Below are 16,487 nucleotides of genomic sequence, written 5' to 3' on the forward strand. Positions count from 1 at the left end.
AATACCTCTAACTTGCATATACTTTTCCATGAACTTCAGTTGCATTAATTAAATTAATATTTGCTGATTGATAAGGTTTTTCTGATGTTCCAATGACCCTATTATCTCTAATCGGTATAATATGCCCTGTTTCAATTGATTCAATAGAACCAGCTACTATTGCATACAAGTTTAATGAATTATATCTGTCCTCTTGAATAAGATTTACTGTATTACCATTACTATCAATTGCTTTAATATAAGAACTAGTTATAAATAATTGAACAAGTTGTGTATCAATGCCATCAATAGATATTGTATGAATTATTCCATCAGTTAAAACTAACCAAGTATCCCTTAAATCATAAGTTATGTAATTATATAAACCTAAAATAAAATCAGTTTTATTCACTTTTGAAATATATGATAAGGAATTAATAGAATTCATGGTTATATTAATATCACTTTTATAATAAGTATTGTTCAAAAAATATTTCTTTTCTTTTCTTGTTGAATCATATAAAGCAAAACTATCAGGTATTCCAGATATATAAACAGAATAGCCAAAATCTATATAATTAATATTTAATGATGCCGCTGCTGTTTTATCTTTGCCATCTTCCTCATATTCATCTCCAAATAAATAAGCTGTTAAAGCCACTGTAATTTGAGTATTATAAGAACTGCAATCAATTCTGAAATAACCAGTATAATTAACATCTGTACTGGCTCCTGTTGAAGGGATTATATCAACTTCAGTTCCACCATTTATACTATATTTAAAATTTACATATGCCCCTCTTGATTCAGATGAATAAGCTCCATTATCACTTCCGACAAAGATATATAAATATTCAACCCATGGAGGTATTGTAATAGATGTAATAGGCACTGATAAAAGGTTTTCATTCCTTTGTGAATAAGTTATTTCTACGGCTTCTCTATTATTCAATTCTAAGAAATTTTCTCTACCTCCTCTAAAGGTTTTATGAAATCTAACATAATTAACAGAAGCATTTTGACTACCCCAAAGAGCCCAAGAATCGGCCCTAAATTGCAATGTTTCATTTGGATATAAAACAAAGCATATTTCCATGTTAGATACTGTACACAATTTTCTTGGGTATGAACCATTAATAATTTCCCATACAACTTCATTCATTGTACCATCTAATGTAGCTTTTACTGTTACATATATTGGGTATCCAAAAGTATTAGTCCAAGTATGTAAAACTTTATTATCATGTGCGCTTATTTTTGTTGTATAGGGATTAGTATCGTATAATAAATATTGATCTACATTATTTGTTTTCAAAAAATAATCAAAACTATCACCGTTATAAATAATTCCATAATTATTTCTATTAATATGGTTTGAGTCAAATTGATTAAAAAAATCGTTAGATAGCCATTCATTTTTAGCTAAAGTATAATCAATGGTATCACCGTTTTTCTGATCAATGGTTTTTAATGCTTTATGAACAATTTGTTCAGCAGTTATTTTATTAACATCAGCATTAATCATTGTGGAGCCATTAAAATATGATTTCCCATTACCTTCAATTTTCCAGCCACTTATTGGATATCCATTTTCATCTAATCCTGACCAGTTCGCTTGCATTGAGCCATCAGAATTTAAAGTTATTCCATCCTTAAATAGCTCAGGTTTATCCAGTTTATTGTTTAATGTTCCCTCAATATTGTTTTCTGATATTTTTAAAGAATTTAAAAATTGCCCATCATTTGCTAATAAAGAATTTACTAAAAGGGTTGATACTACAAGAGTTTGATAAAAGCTTTTTAGTTCAAGTGCATCTAACCAGTTTTCAAAGTCATTTTGGGATATATTACCTTGCCTAAATATTTTCATAAAAGCTTTTTGAAAATAAGAATCCAAAGGTTCTATTGAAGTAATCGCTGCAGTTTCAACAACACCTCCTTCATTTATTACAAATTCACCAATTTTAACATAAGAAAAATTATACATTGCGCTGTGTCGCGTTGTAATTAAAGTTGCATCCTCATAATCTACAATATTAATTGTTTGAACAGTATTATTATTAAAAATTGTTGTTCCAAGTTCTAATTTACAAAATTCAACTTCACTTGTATTTAAATTTACAATTATTATTCCATTACCGGAATAATTAAAACTTTTAGATGTTTCAAATATGTTTACTTGATTGCCATTGTATTTAATAAATCCTATATTCTGTAATGGTTTTACAGTAATAGTATTTAAATCAAAAACAACAGTTAATTTACCTGTTTCTCCTTCTGGGCCATTTTCTCCTATGTCCCCTTTATCCCCTGTTATTGAGTATGGTGTAAGTATTTTTATAGTTGAATTAGAATAAGTAATTACTTCTCTTTTCCAAAGTATCTCCCCTTCATTTCGTTGAGGGGGTGAAACACTCCAATTTGAAGTAGGCTCAATGTCCCTAGAATTACTTATAGAAAATTGTTCTTCAATTGATAAAACAGATAATCCATCTTCGCCATCAACAATATTAATTAAAGTAATGCTGGAACTAGCTTTCATTTATGCTACCTCACAATAAAATGTAGATTTAATATCAACCTCTTCATGTGAAACAGATATTGCTTTTTTCTTAGTTGCAACAATTGAACCACTAGCTACAGCAACTGGAGAGAAGGATGCATCAGGATTCCCATCTTTATCATTTTTCCACCAATTATAAGTTAAAGAACTTCCTGTTGTATCAATCTCAACTCCATTTTGATAAACTTTACATATAAGAATAGTAGAGCCACTATTATTCTTAAAAAAACTACCAGCGGTAGATTCTATTACTGATTGATAAGGATCTGATACATCTAAAATTGATACCCCTTCGGTAGTAAAGGTTTGATTATAAGTATCAGAAGAGGAGTCTGTATCACTAATATGACATCTAAACATTGCAAAACTATCAACGAGAGAGGGAGTAACACTTAAAATATTCGTACTTCCTGTAACAGAAGTCCAAGTACTTCCATTTGTTGATTTCTCCCAAGAATAGGATAAATTTGTTGTATCAGTTGTAGTTCCTCTTATAAGTTCAGCTTTAATTTTTAAAGAAGAAGGCGCTCCATTTTTAAATTGAGAGCCATCCAGAGTATATGCTCTAGCTACTACAAAAGAGGTACCATTAGCAACCCTTGATAAAGTAATACTTACTTCAACAGGAAAAGTTAAATTTAAAATTGTATCTAGATATGTTCCACTAAATTTATAATCAATTTGCCAGACATCCCCTACCAATTTATCCTCTGCTACCGTTAAAGCTCCTGTTGCTGAATTTATAGTTTCTCCATTTTGCCCACTTATAACAGCTATCCAATCTCCTCCTGCAGATCTTCTCTTCCAACCTTTATTAGTCATTGCTGTTAATAAACTAGTTGCACTACCTGCCTTCATAACTTTAGGTGTTAAAATAAGAGAGGTTTCCCCTTCCCAGGAAGGATGCAGATTTTGATTTGCAGTATCGTAAAGAGAAGTCAAAGGCAAATTAGAATCAATGCCCGTGATTAATGAAATACCATCAGTGTAATCCATGATGGTAAAAGATGCTGAGGTTTTACTCATTATTTGTTTCTCCTAATTTAAATATTTTCTAAATCAACTTCACAAAAAAAGACTGTACGTCCTATACAGTCTTCTGATTCTATTAATATTGATTTTTTATAAAGTGCTTTGGATGAAGTATTGAAAGCTTCATCACTTATTTCATCCTCGGTTTTCCGAACCCATTTGAATCGATAATCTTCAAGAGTTCCTGTTATATCAATTGCGTTTTGATAAACCTTACAAGTTAGAGTTGTATTTATTAAATTTGTTCTAAAAAGCGTACCATTTGAAGATTCAATTACTACCATAAAAGATTTACCATCTTCTCCCTTAGTATTACTTTTAGCTTTTGCTAAGCTTTGATAATAAACATTTTTTGTTAAATCAAATTTACTTATCCCAACCGCTAAGTATTTTATAATGTAACTTTGGTCAGTAAAGGTTTTTGCATAAATTAATACATTAACTTTTAAACCCGAATATAAATTGTCAAATAGGGTTATAACACTTCCATTTTCTAAATCTTCAGTTGAATAAAATTCATATTTGGTATTTGAATACTTATTATATTGTGAAATTAAATTAGCATGCTTACTTGCCAAATCTTGAGAGTGAATATATTTTACTTCTTCACATATTATTGAACTGGAGCTATCACTGTTTTGAGATATCGTATCAGTTGTACTAATAAGGTTCGTATCTTTTACAAAAATAATATCAGCTATTGCATCAAGCTGGGTAATATAATAAGGAATAGATCCATTATTTTTTATATCAATTAATAAATTAGTTCCACCAGCACTATCAATTATTCCTACCACATTTCCACTTTGAGATTTTAATATCGTAGAAACATTTTCAACTGATAAGATTTCATTACTTCCTACTATTTCAGTTTCGCTTTTAGCATTACAGGCTTGAACTAGAGAGGGACTTCGAAAAGTATTATCACTTTCGATTTCATCATAAATTTCAACCCCATCAAAATGCTCATTTGGATTTAGTGAAAAATAACAATAGGGATGAGAATCATCTTTACCCGTTGTATTTCTATAAATTAAATAATTATCAGAGGTACCTAGTCTAGTATAGGTAACTTTTGCACCATTATATTTTCTTATATCTTTCTTAATATTTATTGCGGAATTACCAACACAATATAAATAATCTTTATCTATTACTCTTAAGTTTTCAGTAGAAGTACACTCAATTTTATAAACTAAAAGATTTCCATATTCATTAAAATAATATACATATCCTAATTCATATAATAATTGCTCTAATAGTTCTTTACATGTTGTATCACTCTCTACTTTTGTAGTTACTATATCTAAAATCATCTCACAATCTTGAGCTATTAAAACTCCAGCAACTGTGCATATTTCATAAATAGCCATATAGGCTGATGAATTAATTAGATATTCCCCATCTTCTATAAAAGATTTAACAAGCAATTTAGTGCCAACATCCTCAATCGTGAGATTTAATACACTTTCCCCTGTTGAAGTAATAGACCAGTTATAATTTGAAGAAAGATAACCTGTAAAAATAGTCTTACTTCCATCTTTTAATACAGCTTTTATATCTCCATTTGTTACAATAATATCTTCTATACTTGAACAAGTTTTATATAATTGAAGAGATATTTGATTTGACGAAGATTTCAATCCATTTAATAATTGATACTTAAAACTAAGGGAGGGAAAGACAATATTATTACTATTTATTACTTGATTAAGCTCGTGATTAAACTGAATATCATTTTCTAAAAAGGTTAAATAAAGAGTTGGATTATTAAGTTTTTCCATTATACAGATACTCCATAATAATTGAGTTCTTCAAACTGATTTTTGATCATCATTGCAAAAGCTCTCATCCCCCCTTCTCCTACAATAGGTGCTTGTTGATAGATATTTATTGTTACTTGAGTTCCCCCCTGATACCCAGCACTACTAACAGCGGTATTAGTTGCAACAGAATCAGTCGCTGTTGTATCTTGATTAGAAAAAGAATCAATAGCATTTAACCTATCAGATAATCCACTAAAGGCATCGGAGGTGAATTTACCAGGAGTGGTTCCATAACTTTTTTTACTACTAAAGGGATGTGATAAATTATAAATTGTAACACCTATTGCTTCTCCTAGATATTTTATCCAAGAGCCTAACCACGAAAACAAATCAGCAAGGAACTGAACAGGCGACATCAATATAGTAAAAGCTTTAGCAACCAATATAAGTATTGGAAGGAGTGCTTCAATCACTCCTGATAATACTAAAAACAAAGGTTCTAGAGATTGAATAATAGGAGATAATACAGCAAAGATAACATTAGCAATTACAGAGAAAACTTTATGAAGTTCGTCTAGTAAAGGAAGGGTTGTAGAAGCTAAGGCTTCTCCAATCCAAGTAAAGGCATCTATTAAAGGTGCAAAAACAGAATTTAAAGCTGGCTCCATTACTGACACAAATCCACCTATTATTGTAAGCAATATATTAAGAGGATTTACAACCTGCATAACTATATCTATAAGGGGCATGATAGCAGATACTAAACTTCCAACTCCTCCTAACATCTCATTTGTTATAGAGTCAAATATAGAAGAGCCTTGTCCTTGAAAAAGACTTGTAAAAACAGTTGAAACTTTATCACTTAAAGATTTTGATATTTTATCTCTTATATTACTTTCTTCTTTATCAGTAGTTGTAGATGTTGTGGTATTTTCATCACTATTAGTTGATGAGGTATTTTCTGCTATTTCTTCTAGTACTTCACTTTGGTCTGCTGCATCTGAGTGTTTCTTTATCACCTCTAAATCAGGCATAACAATTTCATTTAAAGCATTTTTAAAATCAGAGCCAATTCCACCATAAATATCAGAAATAGCAGATACATTATTTGAGTTAATTACTTTTGCACTATCAATAGCAGATAAAACATAATCTTTTAATATAGGCCCTATATTTTCAAAAGATTTATCAGCTTGTATTTTACTATTTTCAGCTCTCTCTTTTATATGATTTCCGCCCAAATCAAGAGATTCTAATTTATCACCAAGTTTAAATATTTTACCAATCCAAGTCCCTTGAATTTTTTCACCAGCACTATTAATAACATTTTGGATAGCATTTAAAATAGAAGCTTCAATATTAGCAGCAATGTAAACAATCCAATTAAGAATACCTGCTACTAATTGAGTAAGCATTTGTGGAATTGCACCAAATACAGCTTTTAACATCTCCATTACTAATATTCCAATATTTTTTATAGCTGTAACAAATATTGTTTTAATAGAATTCCATTCAAAGGTTTTCTTTACCATTTCCCACAAAGTAGAAAGAGTTAAACTAAATACTTTAGGAAAGTTCTTAATAGCAGCACCAACATATATAGTAATTTTATTTATTCTTTGACCTAAATCTTCAAAGCCTGTATCAAGTTTAGCAATCCAAGGTCCAAAATTAAAATCGATAACTCCACCAATTTTCTCTTTTATATCCCCCCAAGTTTCACTCATATTTTTTAAATGCTGATTAGAATCCTCTTCAGCCATTTTATCAGAGTAATCACCTAGTTTTTCTATAACTAAATCAATTGCAGCACCCTGGCTTAACTCTTCTTTGGTAACTCCATCAAGATTAACACCTAATCTCTCTAATTGAGTTGTTGTTCCATTAAAGGTATTTAATAAAGTAGTCATTGAAGATTTTAAATCTTTACCTGTTACATTAGATAAAGAAACAGCAGCTGTTGAGATACTATTTATTTCATCAGAGCTTTTACCAAGAGCAGCAAGCTCGGCTACCATCTCTTCAATGTCCCCATTAGCTGTTAAGGTTTTCTTAGCTAAGGTATCAACAGTTTCTAAAACTGAGTTGTAAGCATCAGTATCTCCGAGAGCAATTGCTAATTGTTTATAAGCTCTATTAGCTTCACCAAAATCTTCAGTTAAAGCTGTTTTACATGCGGACCCTAATTTTTGAATTGCCGCAATTGCTGCAGTTACTGCAAATGCAGATTTAAGAGTAGATCCAAACTTAGATACTGTATTTTTTAGAGAAGACAAATCATTAGCAGCAGATTTTGTAGCTTGGCCTATATTGTTTTGACCTTTAATTATTACTTTTGCTTGTGTTGCCATTTCTATATCCTAAAAAAATACCAGCATAAAGCTGGCTATTTACTCTTTTGTTTTATTTTTTGCATTTTCTCATACAAAAACTTTCTATAATTTAATTGGATTAATTTTAGTATTTGCATACTCATATATGGTTGATTCATAATAGAGCCTTCAAAAGGAAGAGTTCTAAAATCTCCTGTTTCACTATCACAAATAGGAAGATAAATATCAGTTATATAAAATAACCAATGTTTATATTCATTAAATAATTCTTGATTTCTTCTACCATTAAAGACTTCAGAACAAAGAGAAGACAGAGCTATTCTATCTTCTGTGCTCGGGTAAAAAAACTAGCTTTGGTATAAGAGTCCACAACCTTTACTGTTAAATCTAAAGAATCAAAGATAATAGCTGTTACATCTTTTTCTGACATTTTCTTTTGAGCTTTTTCATCTTCATAAAAGTTATGCTCAATTAAGATTAATGGTAATAATTCTCTAAATAGAATTAATATTTCGTTTTCACTTTTCTCTGAAGCATCTTTCAATTTTAACATTTCAATTGTAGGTAATTCTTTTAACACAATATATGCTTCATCATCTTTTTCTAATCCTACATTAGTTCCAATTTCTATTTTTACTTTTTGAATACAATTATTATAATTTTTTGATTTTATAAACATATATTTTATTCTCCGTATGGTGTTGATATTTTATCTGTAATATTTACTTCTATTGGCTCTGTATCTCCAACTGATAAAGCTTCTCCTGAAATTGATGCTGTAAGTATTCCAGTTCCACCTATATTTGCTGATACATCATTGACTGATAAATTAGGAATAATTACTTCAATTTTATAATCTGAAATAGAGGATGCAAAAGTTAATATAACTTCTGTGTTATTTTCAGTAATTAAATAATTTGATTTAAAATCTTCAATTGCACTACTATAAGGTATTTCAAAATCGAGAGTTACACTTCTCTTTCCATGTTGAGGTTGACCTGAATATAAACCTGATGAGTAAGTTTTAGGAGATTCTTCTAATGCATTATCAATCTTTAATGAGGCACTTGAAATATCAAAAATATTACCACCTACACTAAAGGTTGCACTTATACATTTATAAGATGGAATACTAAAGTTTGGTATTGAAGTATTTAAAGAACCTGTTTCTTCTCTTACTCCTTTAATATCAATACTACCTTTTACAAAATCCCCAGCAGCACAAGTTAAGGTAAAGGATGAAATAGTACATCCAGGATATTTTTTAACAACCGCTTTTCTATCAATTACAATTGTAGTTGAAGGTAAATTTTGATTTACATCACATAAACAAAGGTTATGTTTATACCACTCACTCTCATCTATCTGAGAGCAATTATCAATGCCGCCTAAGGCTAGATTGAATAATAAACCTGCAAACTCAGGTCTTAATATAAAACTAATAGAGCCATCAACTCCAATTGATAATAGGTCTCTACTAGAGGGTGTTTTACTTGCTAAAAGAGATCCCTCGTCCCCTTTTGAAACTGATACACTTATTCCTTCATTTGTATGATTTATTAAAGTAGTAGGATTAGCACTTATTGCAAATCCACTTTCTTTTCCAAATTGAATAGTAGTTCCACTACCTGTTATAAAAGCCATTTCTACTTCCTTTAAAATTCTTTAGACCACATAAGATCCATCCTAACTTCAATTGCACTAATATTTGCAATTTCTGATACTGCTGGATAATAGTCCATATCTGTAATTTTTATAAAATCTATAAAACCATCTAAACTTTGATTGTTTTTTAACATCCCATAGAGTGCTGAATAATAAGCAAATACTCGCTTTATTAACTCTTCAGTTTTTACACCTTTACATAAAATAAAGAACTTAATATTCATAGTAGCCATATCACTATTAATACTAAGTTCTTCTAAGGTTTCATAATCAGGTTGAATATAAAACATGTTATTTTTTCTCATATTATCAATATCAGGAAAGTCAATTTTTATATTATGATCATCAATAACAAATTTATAAAATTCATCTTCAATGAAATTATTTAGTTTTTCTATTAAAATTAATTTAAGTTTTTCAAGGACTTGTATTTCTGTTTTCATTTTTCTTTTCTATTTTTGCTATTTCTTTTTGAACCAATTTATCTAGCTTTTCTTTATATGCAGTTGATTTTAAATAATCATTTACAGGTTTTTCAACAAAGTTTGTTTCAGGAAGTTTTACGCTATGAACTTTTTTCCATTTCCCATCTATTTGAAAAGTTAAATAACCACCATCTTTTGCTCTAATCTCAGAGCCTTTAGAGAGAGCATAACCATAAAAGACATTATTCTCAGCCTGCGCTTTTGCTTCAATAATTACAGCTTTCCCACTTTTTATAACTTTTTTAGAAATACTCTTATATAGAGTTCCAGAGCGTTTTTTTAAACCACTACTTTTATAGCCTTTTTTAACCTTATTCTTTGCATCAGTACCAATACCAGAGAGTAATCTTCTCATCATTGTTTTCTTTCTTGCACCTAAATCATTTAGCATATTTAGAGGGTCTGCTATATCTGATTCTATTGAAAAAAAATCTGTATTTGATTTCTGTCTCATATTAAAACCTTACAATTCTTAATATATCCAAAGGCTGCAAGTATTTTCTATAATTACTATAGTTAATAAAAGTTCTACTATTATCAGAAAAACTCTTACCTGTTAGCCCTATATTACCATTAGTTTCAGAGAGCATTAGTGTAGCTATTCTTAGAATTGAGAGCTTAATTACACTTGGCATGTTATTATCATTCCATCCAGCTTTAAAACTTAATAAAATATTATCAACACCTTTTTTAAAAGGCATTTTATAATCAGTGAAATATATATAATCATCATTGAAATTAAATTCATTTGTATCAAAAGTTGAATCATTAATAAAAACTGAATAAAGAGATGTAATAGGACGAGAAGGTAGATATAATCTCTTTTTATCATTGCCTGAAATTAATACATCAACATATTCTTGCTCTGTTGGATCAAATCCAAGATAGCCTTTTATAACTTCTTCTGCTGATGCTAAAAAAGATTCTTTTAGAATAATAGCTGATTCATTATCTTCATAATTTCCAGTATAGGAATTAAATAAATCTAAACTTACTATCATTTCATATCCCCATAAAAAAACACCTTAGATTTCTCTAAAGTGCTTGTTATAACTATACTTTTAGCAGTCCAACTTCTCTTAATTTAGAAAGAAGGAAGTTAAAATCATTTTTTAAAGCTTTTACAGTTTCAGCAGTACTATCTTCAAGATTATCTATTTCTTTAAAAGTTGAAAGGCCCTTAATATTTGAACCTTCTTCAATTATTATATTTGCAGTGGAGGTGATTTTTACATCACCCCCAAGTGCAATAGTATCTCCACCATCTTCTTTATAATTTTTTGAATTATTCATCAAATTATCCTTACTAAGCTACTTTTTGTTGAAGTACTTTAACTGCTTCTGGAAGAATTAGTTTTCCATCTACTCTTTGAGAACCTAAGAAACCAACCTGACCACTTGGTGCATATAATTCACCTAAGCGTTTAAAGACTCTACCTTGTCTATCAGCAATCCAATAATATGAGAAGTCCCCAAATACAACACTCTTATTTCCAGCAGTTAATTCAGGCATAAAAGAAGATGTTTGAACAGGTCTATTTAAAATACTGTCAGGTGTTCCTGCAGTTACTGATGGTTGCCAAATGTACTGACCATTTCCATCTTTTAATTTTCTTAAAGCTTTAATAGTTGTATCATTTACAATCCAAGTTGCATTTTTTCTATATGGTGATTTTAAGGAATAATATAAATCAATAATTTCATCAAATTTAATACCTGAATCCAAAGAGGATGTTACTCCAATTTGAGCACCCCCAGTTGTTGCTAAAATTCCTAATGGTTTTCCACTTCCATCCCCAATGAAGAAAGCTTCTTCTTCTTTTGCTCCAATTCTTCTTCCAAATTCTTTGGCAATATATCCCTCTAAATCAAATACATTATCACTAATTAACTCTTCAGATACTTTAATCATTGTACCAACTTTATGAGCACCAATACTTACTTGACCAAAAGCATCATCACTTTCAGGATAAGCTCCCCCTTCATCAATCCAGGATGCACTACCTTTTGAAGCAACAATAGGGATTTTCTTATCCCCACTTGCTGTATTCATTTTATGAGCAATTGTTCTAAAGATATTCTCTTCTTCTAATGCTTCGACAAGCCTTCTCTCAAATTCATCAGGAACTAAATAACCACCTTCAGTATCAACTCCAATTCTTAGTGCATTTCTAATCTCAGGTGTTACAATTCCATCTCTTGCTCTAATTTGTTTCCAGAAAGCAGAAGCATATTCACCACTATCTCTTCCTATCTTTTTAGAGTTTTCCATATCACCAGGTTTAATTGTAATAGGAGAATTGATTGGAGCAATTAATTCTCGCTCCATTTTATCTAATCTTTCTTGTCTTTCAATTTCTTTTCCAAGATTTACAATCTCATTTTCCATTCTTTCATAAGTTTGTGTATCTTCACTGGATAACATATTATTTTCATTTCTATGAGAGTCTAAAAACTTTTTAGCTTTCTCCCAAACGCCAGCTCTTTGTTCTCTTAATTCATTAGCTTTATTCATAAATCATATCTCCTATTTATTATGGTTTAATTAAAAATAATCTCTTCTCTAATTCATTTATTGATACACCTGTTTCAATTTTTTCTTGAGAAGCTTTTTTATATTTGTTTGTAATTTTGTTTATTAATTTTGATTCAACAGCTTTTCCTGAATAGGAATAACTATCTTCAATATTTGTTTTTTTAGAATCTTCTAATAACCCATCTGCGAATCCAAGTTCTATAGCTTTATTTGCATTCATCCACGTTTCACTATCCATCAGCTTACTAAGCTTTGCTCTTGGTTGGTTAGTCTTTAATTCATAAGCATTGATTATGCTCTCTTTTACTTGATTAAGCATATCAATAGCTTTTTGCATATCTTCATGATTTCCAAAAGCTACAGTCATTGGGTTATGAATCATCATAAGAGCAGTTGGGGCTAATAATACTTTAGTTCCAGCCATTGCAATTACAGATGCAGCAGAGGCAGCTATTCCATCAATCTTTATTGTTATATTAAATGGATAATCCATAAGCATTGAGTATATTTGACTTGCGGCAATACAATCTCCACCCGGAGAATTTAACCATATAACTAGATCCCCATCCTCAGAAAATAATTCTTCTTTAAATAGTTTTGGAGTTACATCATCATCAAACCAACTATCCTCAGCAATTGTTCCATTTATTGATAAAACTCTTACTTTATTTTCGTTTTCTACTTGGTTTTTCCAAATCCAGAACTTCTTGTTCTTCACTACCATTATCCTCCGTGTTTGTGCTTTCTTTATTGGCGTATATTCCAGCCATATTTAAAGGAAGCATATTCCCATTAACGAGATAGAGATTACCTCCATCCTCATCAGATATTTTATTTAAATTTTCTAACTCTCTAATATCATTTGCACTCATCCAGCCATTCTGTCTTGCAGTGGCATATCCATTCATACGGCTTTGATAATCTCCTCTTAAGAGACCTTCTACATTGAATTTTATAAAGTATTTTTTCTTATCTTCTTTATTGAATAGAATTCTAGATAAAGATTGCTCCCATCGAATTACCCAAGGGTCTAATGTGTATTTAACAAACTCAAGAGATTGCTACTCAATATTAGAAAAACTTGATTTTTCTAAGTCCCCTACCATATGAGGTGGAACTCTAAATATTCTAGCTATCTCATTTATCTGAAATTTTCTTGTTTCTAAAAATTGTGCTTGCTCAGGGGAAATGGAGATTGGAGTGTATTTCATACCTTCTTCAAGTACTGCAACTTTTCCAGTATTTGAGGAACCTCCGAATTGTCCTTGCCATGTTTCTCTAACTCTTTTAGGATCTTTTAAGGAACCAGGATGCTCAAGAACTCCACTAGGTGCTGCTCCATTTGCAAAGAAAGATGCACCAAATTCTTCACAAGCAATAGCCATTCCAATAGCATTTTTAGCCATTGCAATTGGAGAATATCCAACCAATCCATCAAAGCCAAGTCCAGGTATATGCAATACTTCGCTAGGGTCTAATATTACAGTTGTTCCCTTTAAAGTATTAGTATCCCCATCTCTCTTTGTATATTGATAATAAAGATTTCCAGATTTATCTCTATCAACACTCATTCTATCAGGCATTAAGGGATAGAGAGCTATAACATCCCCCTTACCATTTCTTATTATTTGGGAGTAAGCATTACCCCATAAAAGTAAATGAGTCATTAAGGTTTCTCTGAAAATAAAACTCGTCATTTCAGGATTTGGTTCATCATGTAATAAGAAATAAAGAGGATGCTCAACTGCTTTTAATGTGTTATTATTCTCCCCATAGTGATATAAATGTAGTGGAAGTCCTGCAATTGCTTCTGATAAAATTCTTACACAAGAATAAACAGCAGTCATTTGCATACTAGTTCTTTCATTTACAGGCTTTCCTGAAGTTGTTCCCCCAAAAAGAAAATTAAACGAAGATCCATTAATACTATTTTTAGGTTTATCTCGCGACTTCTTTTTAAAGTTTGGCAAAAATTGCATTATATTTCACTCCAAATTTAGATAAATAAAATACCTCTGCCATCATAAACAGAAGTATTATTTACATTTTCACATCTTATTGCTCTGTCCAGGGCCATTATGGTTGCAACAGCTCCATCTATCTTTTCAGTTGACTTCTCTTTATCTGGTTTTATATTACCAGCAGGGTCTCGTCTTATAAAAATATTATCCATCATCCATCTTAAAACAGGATGTTTTCCATGTGCTAATTTCCTCTCTAATACAAGTTTCATTAACTCTTTAGTTGGAGGACTCATATCTTTAAAACCTTGACCAAAAGGCACTACAGTAAAGCCCATACCCTCTAGGTTTTGAACCATTTGAACAGCACCCCATCTATCGAAGGCTATTTCTTTTATATTATATTTTGTTCCTAATTCTTCTATGAATTTTTCAATGTATCCATAGTGAACAACATTACCTTCGGTTATTTCTAAATGGCCAGTTTTTAACCAAACATCGTATGGAACATGATCTCGTCTAACTCTTAAATCAAGACATTCTTCAGGTATCCAAAAATATGGTTTAATTATATATTTATCATCTTCATCAACTGGTGGAAAAACTAAGACAAAAGCTGTTATATCTGTGGATGATGATAAGTCTAATCCCCCATAGCAAACTCTACCATTAAGGGAATTATTATCAATTTTATAACCACATAAATCCCATTTATTCATTGGCATCCATCTAACAGTTTGTTTTACCCATTGATTCAATCTCAACTGTCTAAAAGAATTCTCTTCACCTGGATTTTGTCTTGCACTATCACATGCCGCTTGAACCTTATCAAAACCTATTGTTTCTCCAATGGATGGATTTGCTTTTATCCAAGTTTTTCTTTTAGTCCAATCATCCTCTTCACTTGCTCCATATATTACAGGATAGAAGGTACTATCTATTTTTCTACCTTCTATCAAATCAATTGCTTTTTGATGTTGCTCATAACATATTGAGTGAGTATCTGTTCCAGCTGTAGTTATTAAAAAGAATAAAGGTTGTGTTCTTGCATCGCCTGATCCTTTAGTCATTACATCAAATAGTTTTCTATTAGGTTGAGTATGCAATTCATCAAAAACAACCCCATGTACATTAAAGCCATGTTTTGAATAAGCTTCAGCTGATAAAACTTGATAGAAACTATTCGTTGGAAGGTAAATTATTCTCTTGGTAGCTGTAAGTATTTTTACTCTTCTACTTAAGGCTGGACACATTCTAACCATGTCAGCTGCCACTTCAAAAACAATAGATGCTTGCCCTCTGTCCGCTGCACATCCATAGACTTCAGCTCTCTCTTCAAAGTCCCCACAAGTTAATAAAAGTGCAACAGCAGCTGCTAGTTCACTCTTTCCATTCTTCTTTGGAATTTCTATATAAGCTGTATTAAATTGTCTATATCCATTTGATTTAACAATTCCAAATAGATCTCTTATTATTTGCTCTTGCCAATCTAGTAATTCAAAAGGCTTTCCAGCCCAAATTCCTTTTGTATGGCTTAAACAATTTATAAAATTAACTGCATAGTCAGCTTTCTCTTTATCATAAATAGAATCCTTTGTTTTAAATTTAGTTGCTTTATATTTCTTTAATTTTTTCATAATATTTAGACACAAAAAAAGACCCCCATATGGCCTTTAAAAAATGGAAGAATTATATTAAAGCTTTCCATTTATTATAAAAGTTATATACTCTCTTTCATTATCACTTTCTTTTATATAATCAATTAATTCTTTCAATTCTAGTTTTTCTGCAATAAATCTAACATTTTTTAAATCAAACATATTAGTTAGACAGGTATCTCGAACTCTTAAAATTTGTTCTTTAATTATCTTAGTCATTGCTTACCTTCACAATTCTATCAACTCCGTATACTACTCCAAGTGTTGAACCTGTCTCCCATTTAACATGTATAGTTCCGGTATCATCAATATGAAATACTTCTCCCATAGTTCCCTTTTTGGGAGCTTGTAAATCTTCCATACTAAGCAATTTAACAATAGTCCTTGCAGGGTATTTTTTTCTAAGATAATCTAAATGACTTTTAGTAATAGTTCTCATAAAATAATAATCTCCTATACATGTATCTATCACTCTATAAGAGATAATTATCAAGTTAATAATCAAACAT

Annotated in this window: 15 protein-coding genes and 1 pseudogene; all 16 read right to left on the minus strand. The window is 30.5% G+C overall.

Annotated features, from left to right (window positions below; genetic code table 11):
* Positions 1-7: 7 nt before the first annotated feature.
* Positions 8-2,521: a hypothetical protein gene (locus tag ACZ5RS_RS14570; RefSeq protein ID WP_464636648.1), complete on the minus strand. Its 2,514-nt coding sequence runs from the start codon at positions 2,519-2,521 to the stop codon at positions 8-10.
* A complete protein-coding gene (locus ACZ5RS_RS14575) occupies positions 2,522-3,568 on the minus strand; it encodes a hypothetical protein (RefSeq protein ID WP_464636650.1) in 1,047 nt (348 codons plus the stop codon). It abuts the gene before it with no gap.
* A 17-nt stretch (positions 3,569-3,585) separates the two neighbouring features.
* On the minus strand, positions 3,586-5,358 hold the full coding sequence (locus tag ACZ5RS_RS14580) for a hypothetical protein (RefSeq protein WP_464636651.1): 1,773 nt from the start codon (positions 5,356-5,358) through the stop codon (positions 3,586-3,588).
* Positions 5,358-7,691: a phage tail family protein gene (locus ACZ5RS_RS14585; RefSeq protein ID WP_464636653.1), complete on the minus strand. Its 2,334-nt coding sequence runs from the start codon at positions 7,689-7,691 to the stop codon at positions 5,358-5,360. Before ACZ5RS_RS14585 ends, ACZ5RS_RS14580 begins: the two co-directional genes overlap by 1 nt.
* Positions 7,692-7,989: 298 nt before the next feature.
* Positions 7,990-8,352 (minus strand): hypothetical protein, encoded by a 363-nt coding sequence (locus ACZ5RS_RS14590; RefSeq protein ID WP_464636655.1) that lies wholly within the window; start codon positions 8,350-8,352, stop codon positions 7,990-7,992.
* 5 nt (positions 8,353-8,357) lie between these two features.
* The gene (locus ACZ5RS_RS14595; protein ID WP_464636656.1) at positions 8,358-9,317 is read right to left on the minus strand and encodes a phage tail tube protein; all 960 of its coding nucleotides are present in this window, start codon (positions 9,315-9,317) and stop codon (positions 8,358-8,360) included.
* Between the two features lie 11 nt (positions 9,318-9,328).
* Entirely contained in the window at positions 9,329-9,781 is a 453-nt protein-coding gene (locus ACZ5RS_RS14600; protein ID WP_464636658.1) for a hypothetical protein, read from the minus strand.
* Positions 9,756-10,277, minus strand: coding sequence for a hypothetical protein (locus ACZ5RS_RS14605; RefSeq protein ID WP_464636660.1), 522 nt, complete (start codon positions 10,275-10,277; stop codon positions 9,756-9,758). The genes ACZ5RS_RS14600 and ACZ5RS_RS14605 overlap by 26 nt, the downstream gene beginning before the upstream one ends.
* A 1-nt stretch (position 10,278) precedes the next feature.
* Positions 10,279-10,824, minus strand: a complete 546-nt coding sequence (locus ACZ5RS_RS14610) for a hypothetical protein (RefSeq protein ID WP_464636661.1) — start codon at positions 10,822-10,824, stop codon at positions 10,279-10,281.
* A gap of 52 nt (positions 10,825-10,876) precedes the next feature.
* The gene (locus ACZ5RS_RS14615; protein WP_464636663.1) at positions 10,877-11,116 is read right to left on the minus strand and encodes a Head fiber protein; all 240 of its coding nucleotides are present in this window, start codon (positions 11,114-11,116) and stop codon (positions 10,877-10,879) included.
* A gap of 13 nt (positions 11,117-11,129) precedes the next feature.
* Positions 11,130-12,338 carry a phage major capsid protein gene (locus tag ACZ5RS_RS14620; protein WP_464636665.1) on the minus strand — a complete coding sequence of 403 codons (1,209 nt, stop codon included), beginning with the start codon at positions 12,336-12,338 and terminating at the stop codon, positions 11,130-11,132.
* A gap of 19 nt (positions 12,339-12,357) precedes the next feature.
* On the minus strand, positions 12,358-13,083 hold the full coding sequence (locus ACZ5RS_RS14625) for a head maturation protease, ClpP-related (protein ID WP_464636667.1): 726 nt from the start codon (positions 13,081-13,083) through the stop codon (positions 12,358-12,360).
* A pseudogene (locus ACZ5RS_RS14630) lies at positions 13,025-14,338 on the minus strand (phage portal protein). Before ACZ5RS_RS14630 ends, ACZ5RS_RS14625 begins: the two are co-directional and overlap by 59 nt.
* Before the next feature lie 17 nt (positions 14,339-14,355).
* Positions 14,356-15,957 carry a terminase large subunit gene (locus tag ACZ5RS_RS14635; protein WP_464636668.1) on the minus strand — a complete coding sequence of 534 codons (1,602 nt, stop codon included), beginning with the start codon at positions 15,955-15,957 and terminating at the stop codon, positions 14,356-14,358.
* Between the two features lie 57 nt (positions 15,958-16,014).
* The gene (locus ACZ5RS_RS14640; protein WP_464636670.1) at positions 16,015-16,197 is read right to left on the minus strand and encodes a DUF5049 domain-containing protein; all 183 of its coding nucleotides are present in this window, start codon (positions 16,195-16,197) and stop codon (positions 16,015-16,017) included.
* On the minus strand, positions 16,190-16,417 hold the full coding sequence (locus tag ACZ5RS_RS14645) for a DUF4314 domain-containing protein (RefSeq protein WP_464636672.1): 228 nt from the start codon (positions 16,415-16,417) through the stop codon (positions 16,190-16,192). Before ACZ5RS_RS14645 ends, ACZ5RS_RS14640 begins: the two co-directional genes overlap by 8 nt.
* Between the last annotated feature and the right edge of the window lie 70 nt (positions 16,418-16,487).

It is taken from the genome of Pleomorphochaeta caudata (genome assembly GCF_055395745.1).

Bases quoted from the DNA above. Each gene is read 5' to 3' on its own strand.
- ACZ5RS_RS14595 (WP_464636656.1), bottom strand. From the start codon at position 9,317: ATGGCTTTTATAACAGGTAGTGGAACTACTATTCAATTTGGAAAAGAA.
- ACZ5RS_RS14620 (WP_464636665.1), bottom strand. From the start codon at position 12,338: ATGAATAAAGCTAATGAATTAAGAGAACAAAGAGCTGGCGTTTGGGAG.
- ACZ5RS_RS14585 (WP_464636653.1), bottom strand. From the start codon at position 7,691: ATGGCAACACAAGCAAAAGTAATAATTAAAGGTCAAAACAATATAGGC.
- ACZ5RS_RS14580 (WP_464636651.1), bottom strand. From the start codon at position 5,358: ATGGAAAAACTTAATAATCCAACTCTTTATTTAACCTTTTTAGAAAAT.
- ACZ5RS_RS14570 (WP_464636648.1), bottom strand. From the start codon at position 2,521: ATGAAAGCTAGTTCCAGCATTACTTTAATTAATATTGTTGATGGCGAA.
- ACZ5RS_RS14625 (WP_464636667.1), bottom strand. From the start codon at position 13,083: ATGGTAGTGAAGAACAAGAAGTTCTGGATTTGGAAAAACCAAGTAGAA.
- ACZ5RS_RS14645 (WP_464636672.1), bottom strand. From the start codon at position 16,417: ATGAGAACTATTACTAAAAGTCATTTAGATTATCTTAGAAAAAAATAC.
- ACZ5RS_RS14600 (WP_464636658.1), bottom strand. From the start codon at position 9,781: ATGAAAACAGAAATACAAGTCCTTGAAAAACTTAAATTAATTTTAATA.
- ACZ5RS_RS14640 (WP_464636670.1), bottom strand. From the start codon at position 16,197: ATGACTAAGATAATTAAAGAACAAATTTTAAGAGTTCGAGATACCTGT.
- ACZ5RS_RS14590 (WP_464636655.1), bottom strand. From the start codon at position 8,352: ATGTTTATAAAATCAAAAAATTATAATAATTGTATTCAAAAAGTAAAA.
- ACZ5RS_RS14605 (WP_464636660.1), bottom strand. From the start codon at position 10,277: ATGAGACAGAAATCAAATACAGATTTTTTTTCAATAGAATCAGATATA.
- ACZ5RS_RS14575 (WP_464636650.1), bottom strand. From the start codon at position 3,568: ATGAGTAAAACCTCAGCATCTTTTACCATCATGGATTACACTGATGGT.
- ACZ5RS_RS14615 (WP_464636663.1), bottom strand. From the start codon at position 11,116: ATGAATAATTCAAAAAATTATAAAGAAGATGGTGGAGATACTATTGCA.
- ACZ5RS_RS14610 (WP_464636661.1), bottom strand. From the start codon at position 10,824: ATGATAGTAAGTTTAGATTTATTTAATTCCTATACTGGAAATTATGAA.
- ACZ5RS_RS14635 (WP_464636668.1), bottom strand. From the start codon at position 15,957: ATGAAAAAATTAAAGAAATATAAAGCAACTAAATTTAAAACAAAGGAT.